22 protein-coding genes and 1 other annotated feature are annotated in these 22,582 nt (G+C 31.7%); of the genes, 20 read left to right on the forward strand and 2 right to left on the reverse strand.

The window, feature by feature from the left end:
* The first annotated feature begins 162 nt into the window (after window positions 1-162).
* The 10 genes from tig to KA926_RS10300 all read left to right on the forward strand — a co-directional run bounded on the left by tig (window position 163) and on the right by KA926_RS10300 (window position 11,380).
* Window positions 163-1,473 carry a trigger factor gene (gene tig / locus KA926_RS10255; RefSeq protein ID WP_107504912.1) on the forward strand — a complete coding sequence of 437 codons (1,311 nt, stop codon included), beginning with the start codon at window positions 163-165 and terminating at the stop codon, window positions 1,471-1,473.
* Window positions 1,474-1,659: 186 nt separating this feature from the next.
* Window positions 1,660-2,922, forward strand: a complete 1,263-nt coding sequence (gene clpX / locus KA926_RS10260; protein WP_019468482.1) for an ATP-dependent Clp protease ATP-binding subunit ClpX — start codon at window positions 1,660-1,662, stop codon at window positions 2,920-2,922.
* Between the two features lie 271 nt (window positions 2,923-3,193).
* Window positions 3,194-3,781, forward strand: coding sequence for a ribosome biogenesis GTP-binding protein YihA/YsxC (gene yihA, locus KA926_RS10265; RefSeq protein WP_107384314.1), 588 nt, complete (start codon window positions 3,194-3,196; stop codon window positions 3,779-3,781).
* A gap of 149 nt (window positions 3,782-3,930) precedes the next feature.
* Window positions 3,931-5,265: a glutamyl-tRNA reductase gene (gene hemA, locus KA926_RS10270; RefSeq protein WP_192946653.1), complete on the forward strand. Its 1,335-nt coding sequence runs from the start codon at window positions 3,931-3,933 to the stop codon at window positions 5,263-5,265.
* A 21-nt stretch (window positions 5,266-5,286) separates the two neighbouring features.
* Window positions 5,287-6,126, forward strand: a complete 840-nt coding sequence (gene ccsA, locus KA926_RS10275) for a cytochrome c biogenesis protein (protein ID WP_192946654.1) — start codon at window positions 5,287-5,289, stop codon at window positions 6,124-6,126.
* 49 nt (window positions 6,127-6,175) lie between these two features.
* Window positions 6,176-7,102, forward strand: a complete 927-nt coding sequence (hemC, locus tag KA926_RS10280; RefSeq protein ID WP_192946894.1) for a hydroxymethylbilane synthase — start codon at window positions 6,176-6,178, stop codon at window positions 7,100-7,102.
* An 18-nt stretch (window positions 7,103-7,120) separates the two neighbouring features.
* The gene (locus KA926_RS10285; RefSeq protein WP_192946655.1) at window positions 7,121-7,807 is read left to right on the forward strand and encodes a uroporphyrinogen-III synthase; all 687 of its coding nucleotides are present in this window, start codon (window positions 7,121-7,123) and stop codon (window positions 7,805-7,807) included.
* On the forward strand, window positions 7,797-8,774 hold the full coding sequence (gene hemB, locus KA926_RS10290; protein ID WP_107384319.1) for a porphobilinogen synthase: 978 nt from the start codon (window positions 7,797-7,799) through the stop codon (window positions 8,772-8,774). Before KA926_RS10285 ends, hemB begins: the two co-directional genes overlap by 11 nt.
* A 14-nt stretch (window positions 8,775-8,788) precedes the next feature.
* Complete coding sequence (hemL, locus tag KA926_RS10295) at window positions 8,789-10,072, forward strand: glutamate-1-semialdehyde 2,1-aminomutase (RefSeq protein WP_210144261.1); 1,284 nt, start codon at window positions 8,789-8,791, stop codon at window positions 10,070-10,072.
* A 225-nt stretch (window positions 10,073-10,297) separates the two neighbouring features.
* Window positions 10,298-11,380, forward strand: a complete 1,083-nt coding sequence (locus KA926_RS10300) for an AbrB family transcriptional regulator (RefSeq protein ID WP_192946657.1) — start codon at window positions 10,298-10,300, stop codon at window positions 11,378-11,380.
* Between the two features lie 440 nt (window positions 11,381-11,820).
* Here KA926_RS10300 and KA926_RS10305 read toward each other — a convergent pair whose 3' ends face one another.
* The gene (locus KA926_RS10305; protein ID WP_210144262.1) at window positions 11,821-12,399 is read right to left on the reverse strand and encodes a DNA-3-methyladenine glycosylase I; all 579 of its coding nucleotides are present in this window, start codon (window positions 12,397-12,399) and stop codon (window positions 11,821-11,823) included.
* A 58-nt stretch (window positions 12,400-12,457) separates the two neighbouring features.
* Window positions 12,458-12,699 (forward strand) — a binding site (T-box leader).
* Window positions 12,700-12,739: 40 nt separating this feature from the next.
* On the opposite strand from KA926_RS10305, the gene KA926_RS10310 reads away from it, so the two are divergent.
* The 8 genes from KA926_RS10310 (at window position 12,740) to KA926_RS10345 (ending at window position 21,284) form a co-directional block, all read left to right on the forward strand.
* Complete coding sequence (locus KA926_RS10310; protein ID WP_210144263.1) at window positions 12,740-15,370, forward strand: valine--tRNA ligase; 2,631 nt, start codon at window positions 12,740-12,742, stop codon at window positions 15,368-15,370.
* Between the two features lie 11 nt (window positions 15,371-15,381).
* Window positions 15,382-16,644 carry a bifunctional folylpolyglutamate synthase/dihydrofolate synthase gene (locus KA926_RS10315; RefSeq protein WP_210144264.1) on the forward strand — a complete coding sequence of 421 codons (1,263 nt, stop codon included), beginning with the start codon at window positions 15,382-15,384 and terminating at the stop codon, window positions 16,642-16,644.
* A gap of 209 nt (window positions 16,645-16,853) precedes the next feature.
* Entirely contained in the window at window positions 16,854-17,528 is a 675-nt protein-coding gene (locus KA926_RS14200; protein WP_419109908.1) for a prepilin peptidase, read from the forward strand.
* Window positions 17,529-17,662: 134 nt separating this feature from the next.
* Window positions 17,663-18,511, forward strand: a complete 849-nt coding sequence (locus tag KA926_RS10325) for an aldo/keto reductase (protein ID WP_210144266.1) — start codon at window positions 17,663-17,665, stop codon at window positions 18,509-18,511.
* 236 nt (window positions 18,512-18,747) lie between these two features.
* On the forward strand, window positions 18,748-19,569 hold the full coding sequence (locus KA926_RS10330; RefSeq protein WP_210123447.1) for a squalene/phytoene synthase family protein: 822 nt from the start codon (window positions 18,748-18,750) through the stop codon (window positions 19,567-19,569).
* Window positions 19,570-19,757: 188 nt separating this feature from the next.
* Window positions 19,758-20,000: a hypothetical protein gene (locus KA926_RS10335; protein ID WP_210144267.1), complete on the forward strand. Its 243-nt coding sequence runs from the start codon at window positions 19,758-19,760 to the stop codon at window positions 19,998-20,000.
* 228 nt (window positions 20,001-20,228) lie between these two features.
* Window positions 20,229-20,906, forward strand: coding sequence for a RadC family protein (gene radC, locus KA926_RS10340; protein WP_107384772.1), 678 nt, complete (start codon window positions 20,229-20,231; stop codon window positions 20,904-20,906).
* A 105-nt stretch (window positions 20,907-21,011) separates the two neighbouring features.
* On the forward strand, window positions 21,012-21,284 hold the full coding sequence (locus KA926_RS10345) for a hypothetical protein (RefSeq protein ID WP_210144268.1): 273 nt from the start codon (window positions 21,012-21,014) through the stop codon (window positions 21,282-21,284).
* A gap of 57 nt (window positions 21,285-21,341) precedes the next feature.
* Here the strand turns inward: KA926_RS10345 and KA926_RS10350 are convergent, their stop codons facing one another.
* Window positions 21,342-21,521 (reverse strand): hypothetical protein, encoded by a 180-nt coding sequence (locus tag KA926_RS10350; protein ID WP_107384774.1) that lies wholly within the window; start codon window positions 21,519-21,521, stop codon window positions 21,342-21,344.
* 146 nt (window positions 21,522-21,667) lie between these two features.
* Here KA926_RS10350 and KA926_RS10355 point away from each other — a divergent pair, with 146 nt between their 5' ends.
* Both KA926_RS10355 and KA926_RS10360 read left to right on the forward strand, forming a co-directional pair.
* A complete protein-coding gene (locus tag KA926_RS10355) occupies window positions 21,668-22,126 on the forward strand; it encodes a DUF4930 family protein (RefSeq protein ID WP_210144269.1) in 459 nt (152 codons plus the stop codon).
* A gap of 67 nt (window positions 22,127-22,193) precedes the next feature.
* Window positions 22,194-22,352 carry a hypothetical protein gene (locus tag KA926_RS10360; RefSeq protein WP_210144270.1) on the forward strand — a complete coding sequence of 53 codons (159 nt, stop codon included), beginning with the start codon at window positions 22,194-22,196 and terminating at the stop codon, window positions 22,350-22,352.
* Window positions 22,353-22,582: the final 230 nt, after the last annotated feature.

Below are 22,582 nucleotides of genomic sequence, written 5' to 3' on the forward strand. Positions count from 1 at the left end.
ATGAAAAGTGGGTAATGATGTTAAGAGGTAATAAAAAATTAAAATAATTTCAACTTTTTATTTATTATTCATATAAAATTCATAATTTGTGTCGAGCTTTGACGTGTGCTATAATAATGAAGTTGAAAAAATAAAATAGGATAATCATGGAGGTTTTTATACATGACAGCAACTTGGGAAAAAAAGGAAGGTAACGAAGGCGTTTTATCTGTTACTGTTCCAGCAGAAAAAGTAGACAAAGCAATTGATCAAGCTTTCAAAAAAGTGGTTAAACAAATTAATGTGCCAGGATTCCGTAAAGGGAAAGTACCTCGCCAAATTTTTGAACAACGCTTTGGTGTAGAAGCATTGTATCAAGATGCAGTTGATATCTTATTACCAGAAGCATATGGTGAAGCTATTGACGAAACTGGTATTAAACCAGTTGATCAACCAGAAATCAATGTAACATCAATTGAAAAAGGTGAAGACATGACATTTGAAGCAAATGTTGTAGTTGAACCTGAAGTTGAACTTGGTGATTACAAAGGTTTAGAAATTGAAAAACAAGATACTGAATTAACTGAAGAAGAAGTACAAGAATCAATCGATCATCAACTTGGACATTTAGCAGAAATGGTTGTTAAAGAAGATGGTGCAGTTGAAAATGGTGATACTGTAAACATTGATTTTGATGGTTATGTAGACGGGGAACAATTTGAAGGTGGACAAGCTGAAGGCTATGACCTTGAAATTGGTTCAGGATCATTCATTCCAGGTTTTGAAGAACAATTGGTTGGTGTTAAAGCTGGTGAAGAAAAAGATGTTAATGTAACTTTCCCAGAAGAATACCATGCTGAAGAATTAGCTGGTAAAGAAGCAACATTCAAAACAAAAGTTAATGAAATTAAATATAAAGACGTTCCAGAACTAAATGATGAAATTGCAAACGAATTAGATGCAGAAGCTAACTCAGTTGACGAGTATAAAGAAAACGTACGTAAACGTTTAGCTGAACAAAAAGCAACAGACGCTGAAAATACTCAAAAAGAAGAAGCTATCAACAAAGCTACGAATAATACAACAATTGACGTTCCAGAAGCGATGATTAAAACTGAGTTAGACCGCATGGTTCAAGAATTTGGACAACGTATGCAACAACAAGGTCTTAATTTAGAAACTTATTTCCAAATTTCTGGACAAGATGAGTCACAATTAAGAGAACAAATGAAAGATGATGCTGAAGAACGCGTTAAAACAAACTTAACATTAACTGCGATTGCCGATGCTGAAGAAGTTGAAGTATCTGATGCTGACATCGATAAAGAATTAGAAAAAATGAGTGAACAGTTTAATATATCTGTAGAAGATATTAAACAAACGCTTGGCAGTACTGACATCGTTAAAAATGATGTGCGTATCCAAAAAGTTATCGATATGTTAGTAGAAGAAGCGAAATTAGTAGAACCATCTAAAGATGACTCAGAAGCATAATTAAAAATATCTCAAGCATATTGTTTGTAGAAACAAAGAATAGTTGTTTAATATTGTAAACTAGTAGCAGATGCATTCAATTAATGTGTCTGCTACAATGCTTTGTGCAAAAAACTTGAGATTTATTCAAGTTGCATATTAAAATGCTATCTAGTATAGTCTTTAGGGAATAGGGGTGTAAATAGAATGTTCAAATTCAATGAAGATGAAGAAAATTTAAAATGCTCTTTCTGTGGTAAAGATCAAGACCAAGTTAAAAAATTAGTCGCAGGAAGTGGTGTATACATTTGTAATGAATGTATTGAGCTATGCTCAGAAATTGTTGAAGAAGAATTAGCTCAATCAGAATCAGAAGGACTAACAGAATTACCAACTCCTAAAGAAATTATGGACCAATTAAATGATTATGTTATTGGACAAGAAAAAGCTAAAAAATCTTTAGCTGTCGCAGTATATAATCATTATAAACGTGTTCAAAATTTAGGTCCAAATGAAGATGACGTAGAATTACAAAAAAGTAATGTTGCCTTAATTGGTCCAACAGGTAGCGGTAAAACCCTTTTAGCCCAAACTTTAGCTAAAACATTAAACGTACCTTTTGCAATCGCAGACGCTACGAGTTTAACTGAAGCCGGATATGTTGGCGATGACGTTGAAAATATATTGCTTCGTTTAATTCAAGCAGCTGATTTTGATATAGATAAAGCAGAAAAAGGTATTATTTATGTCGATGAAATCGATAAAATCGCTAGAAAATCTGAGAATACATCTATCACAAGAGATGTTTCTGGTGAAGGTGTACAACAAGCGCTATTGAAAATTCTTGAAGGTACGACTGCTAGTGTGCCACCACAAGGCGGACGTAAACATCCAAACCAAGAATTAATTCAAATTGATACTACAAACATCTTATTTGTACTAGGCGGTGCATTTGATGGTATTGATGAAGTGATCAAACGTAGACTTGGTGAAAAAGTAATTGGATTTTCTAGTAGTGAAGCATCTAAATATGATGAAGATGCTATCTTAGAACAAATTAGACCTGAAGATTTACAATCATATGGTCTGATTCCAGAATTTATTGGTCGTGTACCTATTGTTGCTAATTTAGAAACATTAGATGTAGATGCATTAAAAAATATTTTAACGCAACCAAAAAATGCTTTAGTAAAACAATATACAAAAATGTTAGAACTTGATGATGTAGAATTAGAATTTACAGACGAAGCATTGTCTGCAATTAGTAATAAAGCGATTGAGCGTAAAACAGGTGCACGTGGATTACGTTCAATTATTGAAGAAGCATTGATTGATATTATGTACGATGTTCCATCTTCTGATGGTGTTGTGAAAGTAGTAATTACAGAAGAAACAATTAATGAAGAAAAAGATCCTGAACTATACGATAAAGAAGGCAACCTTGTAAATAAGGAACAAACTTCTGCTTAACAAAACAGTTTTGAAATAAGGACTAAAGCCAACGCATCACTTTATGAGTGTTGGTGGTCCTGCAAGGTTTTATTAACGTTGATATAAACTATAATTATCAAAATTTCAAGTACGTCAACGTTAAAAATTCAAACTAAGAGGCTGAGACATTTTTAATATGTCTTAGCCTCTTTCTTTTTAAAAGCAGTATAAATCATATAAAAATACATATAAATATGTGAAATTGTGTAATATAATAATGAAGTGACTTTAATAGAAAAGAGGGTCGGGAATGAAAATAAATCCTAATGAAATTGAATTATTAATAAGTGCGGTAAAGCCTGAACAATATCCAGAAACTGGATTAAGTGAAGTTGGACTTAGTGGTCGCTCTAACGTTGGTAAATCATCCTTTATCAATAGTATGATTGGACGAAAAAATATGGCAAGAACTTCACAACAACCAGGTAAAACGCAAACGCTCAATTTTTATAATATTGATAATCAACTGGTATTTGTAGACGTGCCAGGGTACGGTTATGCAAAAGTAAGTAAAAAGCAACGTGAAGCATTTGGAAAAATGATTGAAAAATATATTTCTCAAAGAACATCTTTAAAACTTGTCATTCAGCTTGTCGATTTGAGACATAATCCGACTGAAGACGATATTTTAATGTATAATTATTTGAAGTATTTTGATATTCCGACATTAGTGATTGCTACAAAAGAGGATAAAATTGCTAAAGGCAAAGTACAGAAACATTTGGCTAATGTCCAACGAAAGCTTGAAATGGAACCTGAGGATGAAATTATAAGTTATTCTTCTATCCAAGCGAATAAACAACAACAAGTCTGGAATATAATTGAAAAATATTTATAAAAAGCTTAAAAGGTCTTTAAATTGTATAAATTATGACAACTATTTGAATGTAAATTAGAATATTTCTAATTTACGTGCGCAAGATGCTTAACTCAAATGATAATTGTGTTATAATTTACTTATTGTAATATGTATGGAGGGCGTTATAAATGCATTTAATTGCGATAAGCATTAATCATCGTACAGCAGATGTAGCACTGAGAGAACAAGTTGCTTTTAAAGATGATGCCATACGTTCAGCTAATGTTGATTTATTTGAAACTAAATCTATTTTAGAAAATGTAATATTATCAACATGTAATCGTACAGAAGTATATGCGGTTGTTGATCAAATTCATACGGGTCGCTATTATATTCAACGTTTTTTAGCGAGAAATTTTGGATTTGATGTAGAAGAGATTAAACAAATAAGTGAAGTAACAGTGGGGGACGCAGCAGTAAAACATTTATTGCAAGTTACTTCGGGATTAGATTCTGTAGTATTAGGAGAAACTCAAATTCTTGGACAAATTAGAGATGCATTCTTTATCGCTCAAGAAGAAGATACAACTGGTACTATATTTAATCATCTATTTAAACAAGCGATTACTTTCGCGAAAAAAGCACATAATGAAACAGATATTGCAGATAATGCAGTGAGTGTTTCATATGCAGCAGTTGAACTTAGTAAGAAAGTATTTGGCAAAATTAATAATAAAAGCGCATTGATAATTGGTGCAGGGGATATGAGTGAGCTGTCACTCTTAAATTTGATTGGTTCAGATGTAACTGATGTGACAATCGTTAATAGGACTGTCAGTAAAGCACAGAAATTAGCAATCTCACATAATGTTAAGTATGAATCTATGGAGGCACTACCACAACTTTTGGCACATGCGGATATTGTGATCAGTTCAACGAGTTCAGATGAGTATATCATTACAAATAGCATGATGGTTTCTATTCAATCACAACGGAAAAATGATTCACTCGTATTGATTGATATTGCGGTCCCAAGAGATATTGAACCAGGCATTGATACACATCAAGATGTCTTTAATTATGATGTTGACGATTTGAAAGGCTTAGTGGATGCTAACTTAAAGCAACGTCAAAATGCGGCTGACGAAATTTTACAAAGAATTCCAGCAGAAATTGAAGCGCATAATGAATGGGTTAATATGTTAGGTGTTGTTCCTGTTATTCGTGCACTTAGAGAAAAAGCGATGGATATTCAAGAAGATACAATGAGTAGTATTGATCGAAAACTTCCTGGTTTAACAGAAAGAGAACGTAAAATAATATCAAAACATACAAAAAGTATCATTAACCAAATGTTAAAAGATCCTATTAAGCAAGCGAAAGAGTTGAGTAGTGACAAAAAAAGTAACGAAAAATTAGAGCTATTTCAAAACATTTTTGACATTGAAGCTGAACAAGCCTATAAACCAAAAAAGAAAAAAAGTAATGTAGCTACGACAAGTCAAATTTTTAGTTTTGAATAAGCAAATGCAAATGGTGATGATATGCAAGAATTTTCGTTCATTAGATTAAATGAACTTATATTATTAATTTATTTATTTAGCATTGCTTGTTATTTTTATGATTTTTTGAAAAAACATCATAGAATTAAAATGATTGGTTTTGTTTCATTAGGGATTGTTTGGATGTTACAAACAGTCTCTTTATCTTTATATGTAAATGTAACGAAGCAAATTCCGTTAGGGAATATATTTGATGTGTTTTTTGCGTTAGCATGGCTTATTATTTCTATTTCCATAGTTATCAATGTGATTAAACAAATAAACTTATCCATATTTTTATTTAATATGATTGGTTTTTTATTCATTGCAATCAACACATTCCAACCTATGCATTATCAAAGTACCGGTGAAAAACTCAATATTATCAATGAATTGCTTATAGTGCATATTAGTTTGGCAGTAATTAGTTACGCATTATTTGCTTTTGCTTTTGTAAATTGTATCTTGTATTTGATGCAATATAATAATTTGAAACAAAAACGATTTGACCAGAAATATTTTAGAATTGGTAGTGTGGCCACACTTGAACAAGTGGTATTCTACAGTAGTTTAATCGGTTTTATTTTCATAATATTAAGCATTGTACTAGGTGCGCAATGGGGATTAAATACTTTAGGTGTAGACATCATTATAGACCCTAAAGTTATTATGTCGTCTGTCATAACATTGCTATATGGAATTTATTTGATTTTTAGAGTTAAAAAAATACTAACTAAGCATAAATTAATTTACTTTAATATCTTATTGTTTTGTCTTAGTATGATTAATTTATTTTTTGCTTCACATATATCTGATTTTCATCAATGGACAGGTATTTATTGAAGTGTAATTAAGTTGAATGAATAGACTTGTTTCTAGGAGGATGCGCATGATGCGTAAATTAGTTGTAGGTTCACGAAGAAGTAAGTTAGCTTTAACCCAAAGTAAACAATTTATTGATAAATTAAAATCAATAGATCCAAGTTTAGAAGTGGAAATAAAGGAAATCGTAACAAAAGGCGATCGAATTATAGATAAACAATTATCTAAAGTGGGTGGCAAAGGTCTGTTTGTTAAAGAAATTCAAAATGCCTTATTTAATGAAGAAATTGATATGGCAATTCATTCCTTAAAAGATGTCCCAAGTGTGATCCCAGATGGATTGACTTTAGGTTGCATACCTGACAGAGAAAATCCATATGATGCATACATTGCTAAAAATCATATTCCACTAGAAGAACTACCAAAGCAAAGTATTGTTGGTACTAGTTCGTTAAGACGTGGTGCGCAAATACTTGCAAAATATCCACATTTACAAATAAAATGGATTCGCGGTAATATTGATACACGCTTGAGTAAATTAAATAATGAAGATTACGATGCCATATTATTAGCTGCAGCTGGGCTAAAACGTATGGGTTGGTCTGATGATATCGTCACTTCATATTTAGACGAGCGTACTTTGATACCTGCAATAGGTCAAGGTGCCTTAGGTATAGAATGTCGTTCTGATGACAAGGAGTTGCTAGAACTTCTTGCTAAAGTCCACAATCAAGATGTTGCAGATTGTGTAACTGCAGAGCGCACGTTTTTAGAACGCATGAATGGTAGCTGCCAAGTACCTATAGGGGGCTATGCTAGTAAAAATAGTGATGGTACAATAGAATTCACAGGACTAATTATGTCACCTGACGGTAAAGAACGTTACGAACAAACAGAACGTGGAACTGATCCTGTAGAACTTGGTGAAAAAGTAACAGAAGTCTTAAATGCACAGGGTGCATATGAAATAATTAAAGCGCTAAACGAAGAACAATAATCGTTCGAGGTGAAAATAATGAGACCAGTTATAGTTATGACACAAACTTCTAAATTTAAACAAAATGACAAGCTTATTCTACACAAACCATTTATAGATGTAGAGCCTTTATCATTTGATTTAAATTTATTAGATGTCGACTATGACTGGCTTATTTTTTCGTCTAAAAATGCAGTGAAATATTTTCAACCATTTTTATCACAAGTGAAAGTTAAAAATTTCGCTGCAATAGGTGCCAAAACTGCAGACTATTGTAAATCATTGGGTTTAGATGTGTTATTTTATCCTTCAGATTACTCGCAAGAAGGATTTCTTAAATGCTTTCAAACTTCAAAAAACAGCAAAATTTTAATACCCTCAAGTGCTGAGGCACGGCCTTTATTGCAAAAAAGTTTAAGTCAACGAGGTTATCAAGTTTGTAAAATTGATTTATATCGCCCAGTACCACATACTAAAAATATTGAAGATGTTAAGCATATGATAAGAAATAATGAGCTAGATGTCATTACATTTGCTAGTTCATCTGCAGTAAGATATTTTTTTGAACAAAGTGAAACACCGCAATTTAATCAGTATTACGTCATAGGACAACAAACCTTAGACACTATAAAGCAATATGGTTATGATGCGGCAATATCAAATATTCAAACATTAGATTCGTTAATAAATAAAGTTGAAGAAAGTTGGGAAAATGATGCAATTTGATAGACACAGAAGATTACGTAGTAGTAAATCTATGAGAGACATGGTTCGTGAAACGCATGTACACAAAGAGGATTTAATTTATCCTATTTTCGTTGTAGAACGAGATAATGTTAAAGAAGAAATAAAATCAATGCCAGGTGTATATCAACTCAGTTTAAACTTGCTTGATGAAGAAATTAAAGAAGCATATGATTTAGGAATTAGAGGAATAATGTTCTTCGGTGTACCCAATGAAAAAGATGCTGTTGGTACAGGTGCTTATGATCATAATGGTATTGTTCAAGAAGCTACTAGAAAAGCCAAAGCAATGTACAGTGACTTACTCGTTGTCGCAGACACTTGTTTATGTGAATATACAGATCATGGTCATTGTGGTGTTATTAATGAAAAAACAAATGATGTAGACAACGATAAATCATTACCATTGCTAGTGAAAACTGCTATCTCACAAGTGGAAGCTGGTGCCGATATCATTGCGCCTAGTAATATGATGGACGGTTTCGTAGCAGAAATTAGAGCAGGATTAGATGATGCTGGTTATTACAATATACCAATCATGAGTTATGGTATTAAATATGCTTCTAGCTTTTTCGGTCCATTCCGTGATGCTGCTGAATCTGCACCACAATTTGGAGATAGAAAAACGTACCAAATGGATCCAGCAAATAGAAGAGAAGCACTAAGAGAGCTTGAAAGTGATTTACATGAAGGTGCAGACATGATGATTGTTAAACCTGCTTTGAGTTTTTTAGACATTATTAGAGATGTTCGTAATACGACAAACGTTCCGGTAATTGCATATAATGTAAGCGGTGAATATAGCATGACGAAAGCAGCTGCACTTAATGGATGGATTGATGAAAAACAAGTTGTGATGGAACAGATGATTTCAATGAAACGTGCAGGAGCGGACATGATTATCACGTATTTCTCTAAAGATATTTGTAGATATATTGATGAACAATAAGGAGGCAATTTTAAATGGGATATAATAATTCTATAGAAGCAATGAAGACAGCTAAAAATCTAATGCCAGGTGGTGTAAATAGTCCAGTTAGAGCATTTAAATCTGTAGATACGCCGGCGATTTTTATGGATCATGGTGAAGGTTCAAAAATATACGATATCGATGGCAATGAATATATTGATTATGTTTTAAGTTGGGGACCATTAATTTTAGGTCATAAAAACAAACAAGTAAATGAAAGCTTACATGAAGCGGTTGATAATGGTACAAGTTTTGGTGCTTCAACTTTAATAGAAAATAAGTTAGCAGAACTCGTTATCGATCGTGTACCTTCCATTGAAAAACTACGCATGGTATCTTCAGGTACAGAAGCGACACTGGATACATTACGTTTAGCGAGAGGTTATACTGGTAGAAATAAAATAGTGAAATTTACAGGATGTTATCATGGTCATAGTGATTCACTTTTAATCAAAGCAGGGTCTGGCGTTGCTACTTTAGGATTACCTGATTCTCCAGGTGTACCAGAAGGTATTGCGAAAAATACAATTTCAGTACCATATAATGACTTAGCGTCAATTAAAGTAGCTTTTGAAGAGTTTGGTGATGACATTGCTGGTGTTATCGTTGAACCTGTAGCGGGTAATATGGGCGTTGTACCACCAGTAGATGGATTCTTACAAGGCTTGAGAGATATCACAAATGAATATGGCTCGTTATTAATATTTGATGAAGTTATGACTGGCTTTAGAGTGGGATATCATTGTGCACAAGGTTACTTTAATGTGATGCCTGATTTAACTTGTCTTGGCAAAGTCATAGGTGGAGGATTACCTGCAGCAGCATTTGGTGGTAAAAAAGAAATCATGGATCATATTGCACCTTCAGGCAATATTTACCAAGCAGGAACATTATCTGGAAATCCGCTAGCTATGACAAGTGGTTATGAAACTTTAAAACAATTAACACCAGAGTCATATGAATACTTCAATAAACTTGGGGATATATTAGAAAATGGCTTAAAAGATATTTTTAAAAAACATAATGTACCCATTACTGTGAATCGTGCAGGATCTATGATAGGGTATTTCTTAAATGAAGGACCGGTAACTAATTTTGAAGAAGCAAATCAAAGTGATTTAGAAATGTTTAGTCAAATGTATAGAGAAATGGCAAAAGAAGGTGTATTTTTACCGCCTTCCCAATTTGAAGGGACATTCCTTTCTACTGCGCATACAGAAGCGGATATAGAAAAAACATTAGCAGCATTTGATACTGCATTGAGCCGTATTGTTTAATGTTAAGCACTTAAAATTTATATTGTTATTTCCAATTAAGTTAAAATAAATTATGTTTTAAAGGGCTCATTAATAACATTTAATTGTACTTACTTTTTAGAGTTCTTTTACCTAAATGGGGCGAGGATTCGAAATCAAATTAAGCATTTTGATTTCTAACTCGCTCCTTTTAATTTAATTAGTCATGTATGTAAATATAACGATACTAAAGAAAGTTGTGAGCGAATGAGTAAGCATTTAAAAAGTAATTTTATCGTATTAATATTAGCGCTTATTTTTAGTTTAGTACTAAATGCAGCTCATGTTTTGCTGCCTTTTATGTTTGGACCAATTATTGCTAGTATCGTTTGTATACGCTATTTACACTTAGATGTTAGATGGCCGTTTTGGTTAAGTCAAATTGGTTTAGTGCTATTAGGAGTTCAAATAGGCTCTACTTTTACAAAAAATGTTATATTTGATATCAAAGATGATTGGCTCACGATTGTTTTGATAACAATTATGTTACTTATATTAGCTTTAATTATTGCTTATTTTTTCAAAAAAATTGCTAATGTTAATACCGAAACGGCAATATTAAGTGTGATTCCCGGTGCTTTGAGTCAAATGTTAATAATGGCAGAGGAAAATAAAAAAGCGAATATAATGGTTGTTAGTTTAACTCAAACATCAAGAATCATATTTGTTGTTATATTAGTTCCATTTATATCGTATTTTTTTCAAGATTCTGGAAATCATTCAACTACTGGACGAACTACACAAGTTTTGACACAGGCTTTAACAATTCCGAATATAGCTTTACTTATTATTGCAATTGCTGTTATTTATTTTGTTATGACAAAAATAAATTTTCCAACCAAACAATTACTTGCTCCTATTCTCGTACTGATAGGATGGAACTTATTTACTGGTGTGACTTTCACACTAGATAATTACATCATTGCTGCAGCACAAATTATATATATGATTCGAATAGGTATACAAATAGCAAAGTTATTAGACCAAATGAAAGGGAGAATTGCAATAGCAATTGCATTCCAAAATATTTTATTAATATTATTAGCATTTGTCATGGTCTTGTTTATCGCAACCGTATCACATCATCAAGTGAACGAATTGTTCCTAGGTGCCGCCCCTGGAGGCATGAGTCAAATTGTTTTAGTTGCTATTGAAACTGGTGCAGATGTCGCGATGATATCTAGTTACCATATCTTTAGAATTTTCTTTATATTATTTTTAATTGCACCGATGTTAAATTATTTTCTTAAATTTAGGGAAAGACAAAGCGAAAGTAATAAAAATGATTAGCGAAATATAGCATTGTAAAATCTATTATTTTTTTACAACGATTTAATATTTATTATATTGAACAACTTATTTTTCTTTGGTATTATATAAGCGAAGTACCTCCAGTACTTCATCCTTTTGACCACTCTGCGGAGTGGTTTTTTTATACATTTAGCGTCATAATTGAAAGCAAACTAAATATACACTTATGACACTGTTTAATTTTAAAAGACTTGAATATGCTTAAAATAAAAAACATGAGCAAAAGCTCATGTCAGACTGTCGATAAACTGGACGATTTTGATAGCAGTTTTTTGTGCATGTTTTCTGTCTATATTAATTATTGATGCAAGTTTAAAAATATTTTTTAGCACACACTTTTTGGAAAAAACAATCCTATTATTCAATAAAATCTAATAAATGAGACAACTGCTCGTTAACTATATTAAAGTGGTTTATTTTTAATGAAAACCTTCGCCATTGTAAATGTTAGGGTTATAAGGGCATGCTTGTAAGTGAGCATTATATAGTCCTGCTGCCTCCAAAAATGAGAAGACAGTGACTGGACCTAAAAACTTAAATCCATACTGCTTTAATTTTTTAGAAAGTTCCGTGGCACGCTCATCTACTGTCATTCGTTCAGTTGACTGACGATAGCCTAAATCGAGTGGTTTATCATCGACATAAGACCATAAAAACGCACTAAAACTGCCATAATCTTTTTCGATTTTAAAATATCCTTCTGCTTGATTGACGATAGCCTCTAATTTTTTTCTATTATGAACAATATTGGGAAACTCCATTAACCTATCAATATCATCTGACGTCATATTTACAATTTTCGTTGGATCGAAGTTATAAAATGCTTGTTCATATGATTCTTTTTTCTTTAAAATAGTTAACCAAGATAGCCCAGCATGTTGGGATTCTAATGCCATCAATTTAAATAGTTTCAAACTATCATATATAGGATGTCCCCAACTTTCATTGTGATAATTAATGTAAACAGGATCTGTAGTGCCAAATGCACATTCATTCATAAATTTCACTCCATTTTATTGACTTATTTTCATATCCATTATACTATAATCAAGTAAAGAAATATTGTCTACTGGGAAGAGTAAATAAGCTGAAATTTAACAGAGAGTACATGGTAGCTGAAAATGTACAATTTAACTTATTGAAGGTAGCCCACATTGAACTTTAGCTGAAACTTGTCAAATCTGAGATAATAAAGTAGGTTAAAGCGTGTTTGAGCGTTAATCATAATTTTAAGTGCTTGAAATTATTATACTAATTTCTTGAATTTAGGTGGTACCACGGTAAAACCCGTCCTATTTTATAGGATGGGTTTTTATTTATTTAAGGAGGATTTTACACATGGAAATGAAACCCAAATATAATCCAAACGAAGTCGAAGCTGGACGTTATGACCAGTGGGTCAATAGCGGCTATTTTAAAGCAGCAGAAGATCATTCAAAAGAAACATATACAATCGTTATTCCACCCCCAAACGTAACTGGAAAATTACATTTAGGTCATGCTTGGGATACAACGTTACAAGACATTATAACAAGAATGAAACGTATGCAAGGGTATGACACACTTTATTTACCAGGTATGGACCATGCTGGTATAGCGACACAAGCTAAAGTAGAAGCGAAACTCAAAGAAGAAGGTTTATCTCGCCATGATTTAGGTAGAGAGAAGTTCTTAGAAAAAGCTTGGGATTGGAAAGAAGAGTATGCTGATTTTATTAGACGACAGTGGGCAAAATTAGGTTTAGGCTTAGATTATAGTAGAGAGCGCTTTACATTAGATGAAGGACTTAGTAAAGCAGTTAAAAAAGTATTTGTAGATATGTATAATAAAGGTCTAATTTATCGTGGTGAATACATCATCAACTGGGATCCAGTTGCACGAACTGCTTTATCTGATATAGAAGTAATTCATGAGGATGTACAAGGTAAGTTTTATCATTTTAAATATCCTTATGCAGATGGTAATGGCTTCATTGAGATAGCTACTACACGTCCTGAGACGATGTTAGGTGATACTGCAATCGTAGTGAATCCGAATGACGATCGTTATAAAGATGTTATAGGTAAAACTGTAATTTTGCCTATAATTGGGAGAGAATTACCAATACTAGCAGATGAATATGTGGATATCGATTTTGGTAGTGGTGCGATGAAAGTTACACCATCACATGATCCAAATGACTTTGAAATTGGTAATCGCCATGATTTAGAACGTATTACAGTTATGGATGAGTCTGGTCATATGAATGCACATGCTGGTAAATATCAAGGTATGGATAGATTTGAATGTCGTGAAGCATTAGTAAAAGACTTATACGAACAGGATTTAGTGATTAAAATTGAAGAACATGAACATTCTGTTGGACATTCAGAACGTTCTGGTGCAGTCGTTGAACCTTATCTATCTACACAATGGTTTGTTAAAATGAAACCATTAGCTGAACAAGCATTAAACAACCAAAAAACAGATAACAGAATCGATTTTGTGCCAAATAGATTTGAAAAAACATTTAATCGTTGGATGGAAGAAATTAGAGATTGGACGATTTCACGACAATTATGGTGGGGGCATCAAATACCTGCTTGGTACCATAATGAAACTGGAGAAATTTATGTCGGTGAAGAGCCACCACAAAATCAAGAAGAATGGACACAAGATGAAGATGTATTAGACACTTGGTTCTCAAGTGCACTTTGGCCATTTTCAACATTAGGTTGGCCAGATACTGAAAATGAAGATTTCCAACGTTATTACCCAACTAATGTACTTGTAACAGGTTATGATATTATATTCTTCTGGGTAGCTAGAATGATATTCCAAGGACTTGAGTTTACAGGACAACGCCCATTTAACGATGTGTTATTACATGGGTTAGTGCGTGCTGAAGATGGACGTAAAATGAGCAAATCATTAGGCAATGGTGTTGATCCAATGGACGTTATTGATGAGTATGGAGCAGATAGTTTAAGATATTTCTTAGCTACTGGTTCATCTCCTGGTCACGATTTACGTTATTCTACAGAAAAAGTTGAATCAATCTGGAATTTTATAAATAAAATATGGAATGCTGCTAGATTTAGTCTGATGAATATTGGTGACGATTTCAAAGTTGAAGATGTAGATTTATCAACTAATTTATCTTTAGCAGATAAATGGATTTTAACACGCTTAAATGAAACAATAGATACAGTTACTGATTTAAGTGAACGTTATGAATTTGGTGAGGTTGGCAGAACTCTATATAACTTTATTTGGGATGAATTCTGTGATTGGTATATAGAAATGAGTAAAATACCTATGAACGGTGAAGATGAAGCTCAAAAACAAGTTACACGTTCTGTATTAACTTATGTGTTAGATAATACAATGAGAATGTTACATCCATTTATGCCATTTGTAACAGAACAAATTTGGCAAAATTTACCACATGAAGGTGAAACGATTGTCAATGCAGCTTGGCCTAAATCAAATAATGAGTTACTATTTGATGAAAGTAAAGAAACGATGCAACAACTTGTTGAAATTATAAAATCCGTAAGACAATCTCGACTAGAAGTAGATACACCATTATCAAAAGCTATCCCAATTTTCATTCAAGCAAAAGATGAAAATATACGAGAAACTTTATTAAATAATTCAAATTATATTGATAGATTCTGTCATCCAAGTGAACTAATTATCCAAACTACAATAGCTATCCCTGAAAAAGCAATGACATCAATTACTTCTGCTGGTGAAGTCATATTACCATTAGAAGGTTTAATCGACATGGATAAAGAAATTGCACGCTTAGAAAACGAACTCGAAAAATGGGAAAAAGAGTTAGATCGTGTCAATAAAAAACTAGCTAATGAAAACTTTGTTAATAAAGCGCCTGAAAAAATTATTAATGAAGAGCGTGAGAAAAAACAAACATATCAAGAAAAATATGATGGTGTACAAGAACGAATTAATCAATTAAAAGCATAGGAGTCCTTAACATGAATTACCTAGACAGCTTATATTGGATACATGAACGAACTAAATTTGGCATTAAACCAGGTGTTAAACGCATGGAGTGGATGCTAGATAAATTAAATAATCCACAATTTAATATCAATGGTATTCATGTCGGTGGTACAAATGGTAAAGGGTCAACAGTTGCCTATTTAAGGTCAGCGCTTGTTGACAATGGATATGAAGTTGGGACCTTTACGTCTCCTTTTATAGAAACATTTAATGAACGTATAAGTTTAAATGGTGTACCAATAAGCGACGATGCCATTGTAGAATTAGTTCAAAAGGTAAAACCAGTAAGTGAAGCATTAGAAATAGAAACAGAACTTGGAACAGCCACAGAGTTTGAAATTATTACAACGATGATGTTTCTATATTTTGGAGAAATTCATCCAGTTGACTTTGTAATAGTAGAAGCAGGCTTAGGTATAAAGAATGATTCTACAAATGTATTTAAACCAATACTTAGCATTTTAACGAGTATTGGTTTAGATCATGTTGATATTTTAGGCGACACATATGTAGATATCGCCAAAGATAAAGGTGCAATTATTAAACCTGAAACGCCTGTCATATATGCTGTGAAGAATGAAGATGCACTTAAAATCATTCGCGATTTTGTAGAACAACAAAATGCAGAAGGTATTGAGTTAGATAGAGATATTAGTGTGATTTCTCAAGGTGAGGAATTTACATATCGCTATAAGAATTATGAACTAGAAACGCTTATTTTGAATATGCTTGGTGAACATCAAAAAGAGAATGCAGCATTGGCAATTACAGCATTAATCGAATTAAATGAATCTGGGTTAGTTGAATTGGATTTTAATAAAATGATTAATGGGATTGAGGCTGTGAATTGGACAGGAAGAATTGAGAAAGTTAAAGATGAACCATTGATGATTATAGATGGTGCCCACAATTTGGAAAGTGTAGAAGCACTCATAACGACGTTAAAAGACTATTATAAATTAGACAATGTCGACGTATTGTATGCGGCTATTAATGGAAAGCCTATTCACGCAATGGTTGATCAATTAAAAACAATTGCTTCTACAATGTATATTACGGATTTTGATTTTCCAAAAGCATGCACAAAAGAAGAAATTTACGATGAAATACGATTTGAACAAAAAGAAACTGTAGATGATTTCGTTCGATTTATTGAAAATTATGAAGGACAGGGCTTAGTTATTACAGGTAGTTTGTATTTCATTAGCGAAGTTAAAGCTAAAGTGAATTTCTAAACATTTAATTTGAATATAATAAAGCTAGTTATTATTTAGCACCTTAACCAAAGTTATATAATGGTTTTGTTAAATGGTAGACTAGCTTTATTTTTTGTATTTTTCTATTATTATTTGAAAAGTGATGTTTTTGTTAAAGTGCTAGACTCGTATTGTTATAATAAGCAAGAGGAGGCGAATCATTGCTTATATTATTTGTTGTTTGTCCTGTGTTATTTAGCTTTCTTTATCAATTATGTTTTGTTGAAACATTTAACTTAAAGTATTTGACAACAAGATCCAAATGTGATTTCTGTAATAAGCAATTGAGCTACAGAGATATCATACCAATATTCAGTTATATTAGACTTTTAGGAAAAACTTCATGTTGTAAACAACCGCTTAGCAGACTTTATATTTTAGGCGAGGTACTGTCATTGCTACCAGCCTTATATTTGATATTTAATCCAAGTGCAAAATCGTTATGCACTTTCTTATGCATATACTTATTTCTTCTTGTTTTTGCTCTCTATGATATACAAACTTTATCTATCCCGTTGCACATATTTTTTGTATTTGCTTTCAGTAGTGCAGTTATTATTGATGGCAACCTCTATTATTTTGTTATTACCACACTCCTACTACATATATTTTATTTTTTATTCAAAAATGCAATTGGATATGGTGATATATTAATTTGTTCGCTTTTATCATATTTAATACCATATTCCATTTTTATCAATATACTCTTTCTAACATGCTTAATAGGTAGTATATTTTCTACGATATTAGTGTTGAAAACAAAAAATCGAAAAATTAAAATACCATTTATTCCATTTATATATATAGCTTTTTGTATAGAGACAGTATTATCACATTTCAGGATTTTCGGAGGAAGTTTATGATATCAATGCTTCATTCACTCATCCATTTAGATTAAAAAAGTTCATATGTGGGTAAAACATATGTGTAATGATTTAAAATCAATTTAAGGTTGATTTGTAACATAATTTGTTAAATATTGAAAGGAAGTTATAAATTGAGTTTAAATGAAAAATTTCTATTAAATGATGGTACAATATTACCTCACATAGCATTAGGCACAGTTAATATTCAAGGTGGCAAGGGTGTTAAAGCATTAGAAAATGCATTGAATTTTGGTTATAGAGTTATTGATACTTCCACAAACTATAACAATGAAGGAATGGTAGGCGAAGCCATTCGTCGTTCTAGTATTCCAAGAGAAGAAATTTATGTTAGTGCTAAACTACCTGGTGCAGCTCATGAATATGATAAAGCAATTAACCTTATACAAGAATCACTATATAGAACGGGATTAGATTATTTTGATAAATATTTAGTTCATTGGCCTAATCCTAAACAAGGTAAATATGTAGAAGCTTGGCAAGCATTAGTTGACGCTCAAAAATATGGATTAATAAAATCGATTGGTGTATCCAATTTCATGCCTGATCATTTAGATGACATCATAGAGGCAACAGGTGTTACACCTGCAACAAATCAAATAGAAATTCATCCATACTTTAATAATAGTGAATTAATCAAAGAAAACGATAAACGTGGTGTTTTATCGGAGGCATGGAGTCCGCTTGGTCGTGAGATTAATGATGTGTTAACCAATAATACAATTAAAGATATAGCAGAAAAATATAATCGTTCTACAGCACAAGTCATTATTAATTGGGTGAATCAGAAACATGTTTTCCCTGTAGTTAAAGCTTCACAATATACTCACCAACGAGATAACTTTAATTATCTTGATTTTAAACTATCAGATGAAGATATAGCTAAAATAGATGCTTTAGATAAAGGTGAAAATGGTCGTGTTGAAGGACAGAATCCTTATGAATATGAAGAATTTGTATAATATAACAAGAGATAAATTCACATTTTAGTTTAAAACACTTTAAAGTATATTTTTTAAATTTCGTGTTTTGCTAATTTCTAAAAGCGGGCAATGGGATCGATTAACAACTGTCGATTTTATTCTCGCTTTTTAATTTATTTTAATAATTAAAGTGTAAAAATGCTATCAGTATAGCATTTGCTATTTTAAAATGTAAAAATATGATAATATCAAGAAAAGGGAGGGGAACTCATAAAATGGCAGAAAAGAAATTCCCAAAAGATGCAATGCGCGTTTTAAAAGAGACAAGCCGTACGTTTTATATTCCAATTACTTTTTTAGAAAAAGAACTAAAACATTCTGTAGCTTGTGCATATTTAGTTATGCGTGCAATTGATGAAATTGAAGATCATGAGGAAATTAACAATGATTTAAAGCATAGTTTGTTAATGCAAATTAGCGAGTTATTAAATACGCCTTTTGATTCTGAAAAATATTTAAAAATTATAGATCCAGTAAAAGATAAATTACCTGAAGTTTCAGTGAGATTAGGAGATTGGTTGGCAGCTTGCCCTGAACATACTCGGGCAATCGTTAGAGAATCTTCTAGTGAAATGGCATATGGTATGGCAAAATGGGCAAAAGCTAACTGGAGAATTAAATCTCGTGAAGATTTAGATGATTATACATATTATGTAGCAGGACTTGTAGGTGTAATGCTATCTAAACTATGGGACGTCTGTGCAAATGTTAAAACAGACAGAGATTTAGCAATAGGTTATGGGAGAGGGCTTCAAGCTGTAAATATTCTGCGAAATGAAGAAGAAGATCTTGAGGAACGTGATGTGAGTTTCGTTCCCGACGACTGGACGCGTGAAGATTTATTTGCATATGCTGAAGAAAATTTAGCAAAAGCGGATGAATATATGAAAGCAATCAATAAAAGGACGATTTTATTGTTCTGTCGTTTACCATTAGCTTTCGCACATAAAACGTTAAAAGCAATGAAAAATGGGCGTGAAAAAATGACACGTGAAGAAGTTGAAAAAACAGTAGAAGAAGTAAAAAAAGAAGAATAGTTCGATTAAAAGCATAGCTATTTTAATTTGTGAAAATTTACATTTTGAAATTTACTATGCTTTTTTAGCCTTGTAATAAAATATAGTTTATTTCATTTTTGAATTTTGACGAACTCTAATATAACTTGAGTACATTATTAAAAGGATGGGTGAAAGGGCTTGAATAAAACAACGGGAATGAATGTTTTATGACATTATCACCAGCAATTATTTATGCTGTATTGTTAGCGGTGCAATATTTTATATCTAAAACAGGAAATAAGCTATTGGGCGCCATTTTACCAACTTTATTTGTGGTTACACTTATTTATTTATATGTTAAAGATGAATTACCTTTGAATATATGGGGAACTGTAATTTTAGGGATTATAGGTCTTTTATTTTTATTTGCACAGTGGGGCAGTGCACAAAAAGGTAAAGAAACATCTTGATATAATTTATAGAACAAGCAAACTTTTATTCTGAGTTAAAACTTTTTGGCTAGAAATAAGCAATTATTAAATTAATGAGAAAATAGTCAACATGACACATCATTCGTAGTAGAATAAATACACCTCGCTTTTGAATGCTTCTTTAAAATTTGTTATTCCAATGACATTACAAAATTATTAATTTTGATACTGAAATACATCTAGATTATTCATAGGAGTTGTTGTTTATTGAGAATAAATGAACTTGCAGATCATCAAAAACCAAGAGAACGTATGTTGTGTCATGGTGCTAGGTATTTATCACATGCTGAATTATTAGCTATTCTCATTAATACAGGAAGAAAAGGCAGTTCAAGTTTAGATATAGCTAATGAATTATTAAAATCAGTAGATAGTTTAAAAGAATTAAAAACGTTATCTATTAATGATTTAAATAAAGTAAAAGGTGTGGGACTATATAAAGCACTTATATTGAAAGCAGCTTTTGAATTGGGTGAACGTATTCATTCCGGAAGTGTTGATGATAAAATTCAAATTACTAGCCCTAAAGATGTGGCAGATTTTATGATGGGTAAGATGGAACATTTGACGCAAGAAAAATTTATTGTGCTGTTCTTAAATTCTAAAAATATCATTATAAAAAAGAAAACAATATTTGTAGGTACGCTAAATTCTTCAATTGTTCATCCAAGAGAAATATTTAGTGAAGCGATTAAATGTGCGAGTAATGCAATTATCGTTTTACATAATCACCCTTCCGGTGATACAACACCTTCAAATGAAGATATTAAAACCACTGCAAGACTTAGAGATTGCGGCCAACTATTAGGTATTGATTTATTAGATCATGTCATTATAGGCGACCATGAATATTTAAGCATGGTAGAAGCGGGTTACTTTGATTAAATAACAGTGATATAAATATAATATTACTAATGATGTTTGATTAAATTGTCATCGTATACTTAACGAGCATATTATATTTGAGGCATCAAATTAGGAGGTTAAAGGATGGAAAGTATACTTTTAGTAGCGCTGTTATTGCCTGTGATTTATTTAATGCAAATGATTAAAATGAAAACTAATATGAGAATGAAACATATTTACAATACTTTATTGATTTCAACGATAGGTGTTACTATTTCCTCAACAGTACTAAGTTTTTTAAAGGATAATAATCATTCGCTTTTTAATGTGGTTTTTAGTGCGATTGTCCTTGGAGTTATTTGGGCGCTGTTATTGTGTGGTTGTTATTATTGTTATCAAGTACTTGCGAAAAAATAATCATTTGATTTATTAAAAAGCGCTTAATGGACTTCAATGTCTATAAGCGCTAAAATTTTAATTTATAAAATTGAAAAATTGATTATAATTTTCCATTAACCAAAGAATGCCTTGGTATCCTAGATAAATACATAATACAATTATGCCAACATAGATTAAAAATCTTAAAATAGATAAACCTACTCTAAATAATAAGATAACTAAGAGTGCAAGCAGGATTATAGATAAAATACTCATTGTCTATTCACTCCTTTTAATATAGTTTAATATTAATGCATGAAACATACATCGGTCTATAGTTAAGATATAAATACACCTATAGTCTGATGATAAACTTTATTAAACATACTATAATTTTGATGAATAAAATAGGAGGATGGTTCATGCGTTTCATATTTAGTATTATAAAGAATATTATAGCTATTATTGCAATTATAGTAATTGTATTTTTCGCACTCAAATATGCGCCCTTTTTGAAAGACCAAGATTGGAACCCAATTCATAATGATGAATCATCCTTAAATAATAGCGCAAATAAAGGTCATCTAACAGGTGGACAAAGCTATTCAGTAGAAGATAACGATATTTTGAATAATGTTCCACTTAGTCAAACCAAAAATATGTTTAATTGGATTGATAAGCGGGAGTTTATGTCAGTAACTGGTATCGAAAGAATGGGGTATAATGACACTTATTTAGCTGGTCAACGTGGAGATGAATTTATTATTTATAAATTTGGTTCTGAATCTATGAGAGTTTATAAAACTGAAATAGAGATGAATCAAGACCTTAATCAATTGGGCGAACATATAGAATTGAAGCCAGCTTCAAATTATGAGTAATGGGTTTGAATTCTTTTAATAAATAAGTTAGCCTTATATAAGTAATATGAAAAGGTTGGTGTTTATAATGAGTGAAAAATCTAATGAAAAAAAAGCAGACGAACAAGCAAAAGCACAAAATTTATTTGCGCGTTGGCGTAAAGAAGAAACGCTTTATAAAGAAGATGAAAAAGAATCTAATAAGTCTAATGACTCTAAAACATCATCAGATGAAGAGCAGAAATAGTATTCGTTTAGTACGAATACAGTAAATTAGTTAAATGTGTATATAAGCTGTAGTTTATGTAGCTTCTAGGTAATTTTTTAGTTCAAAAAATTAATATGATAAATAACCAGGACGAGTATTAAATCAATATGGATATGATTGATTTTAACTCGTTCTTTTTTATGAGATTGGATATTTATCAAAATGAGTAAAGTGTTGTCCTGAAAAGGAATTTTCAATGACTATTTCAA

Source organism: Staphylococcus sp. GDY8P94P (genome assembly GCF_017892255.1).
GTDB classification, from domain to species: Bacteria; Bacillota; Bacilli; order Staphylococcales; family Staphylococcaceae; genus Staphylococcus; species Staphylococcus cohnii.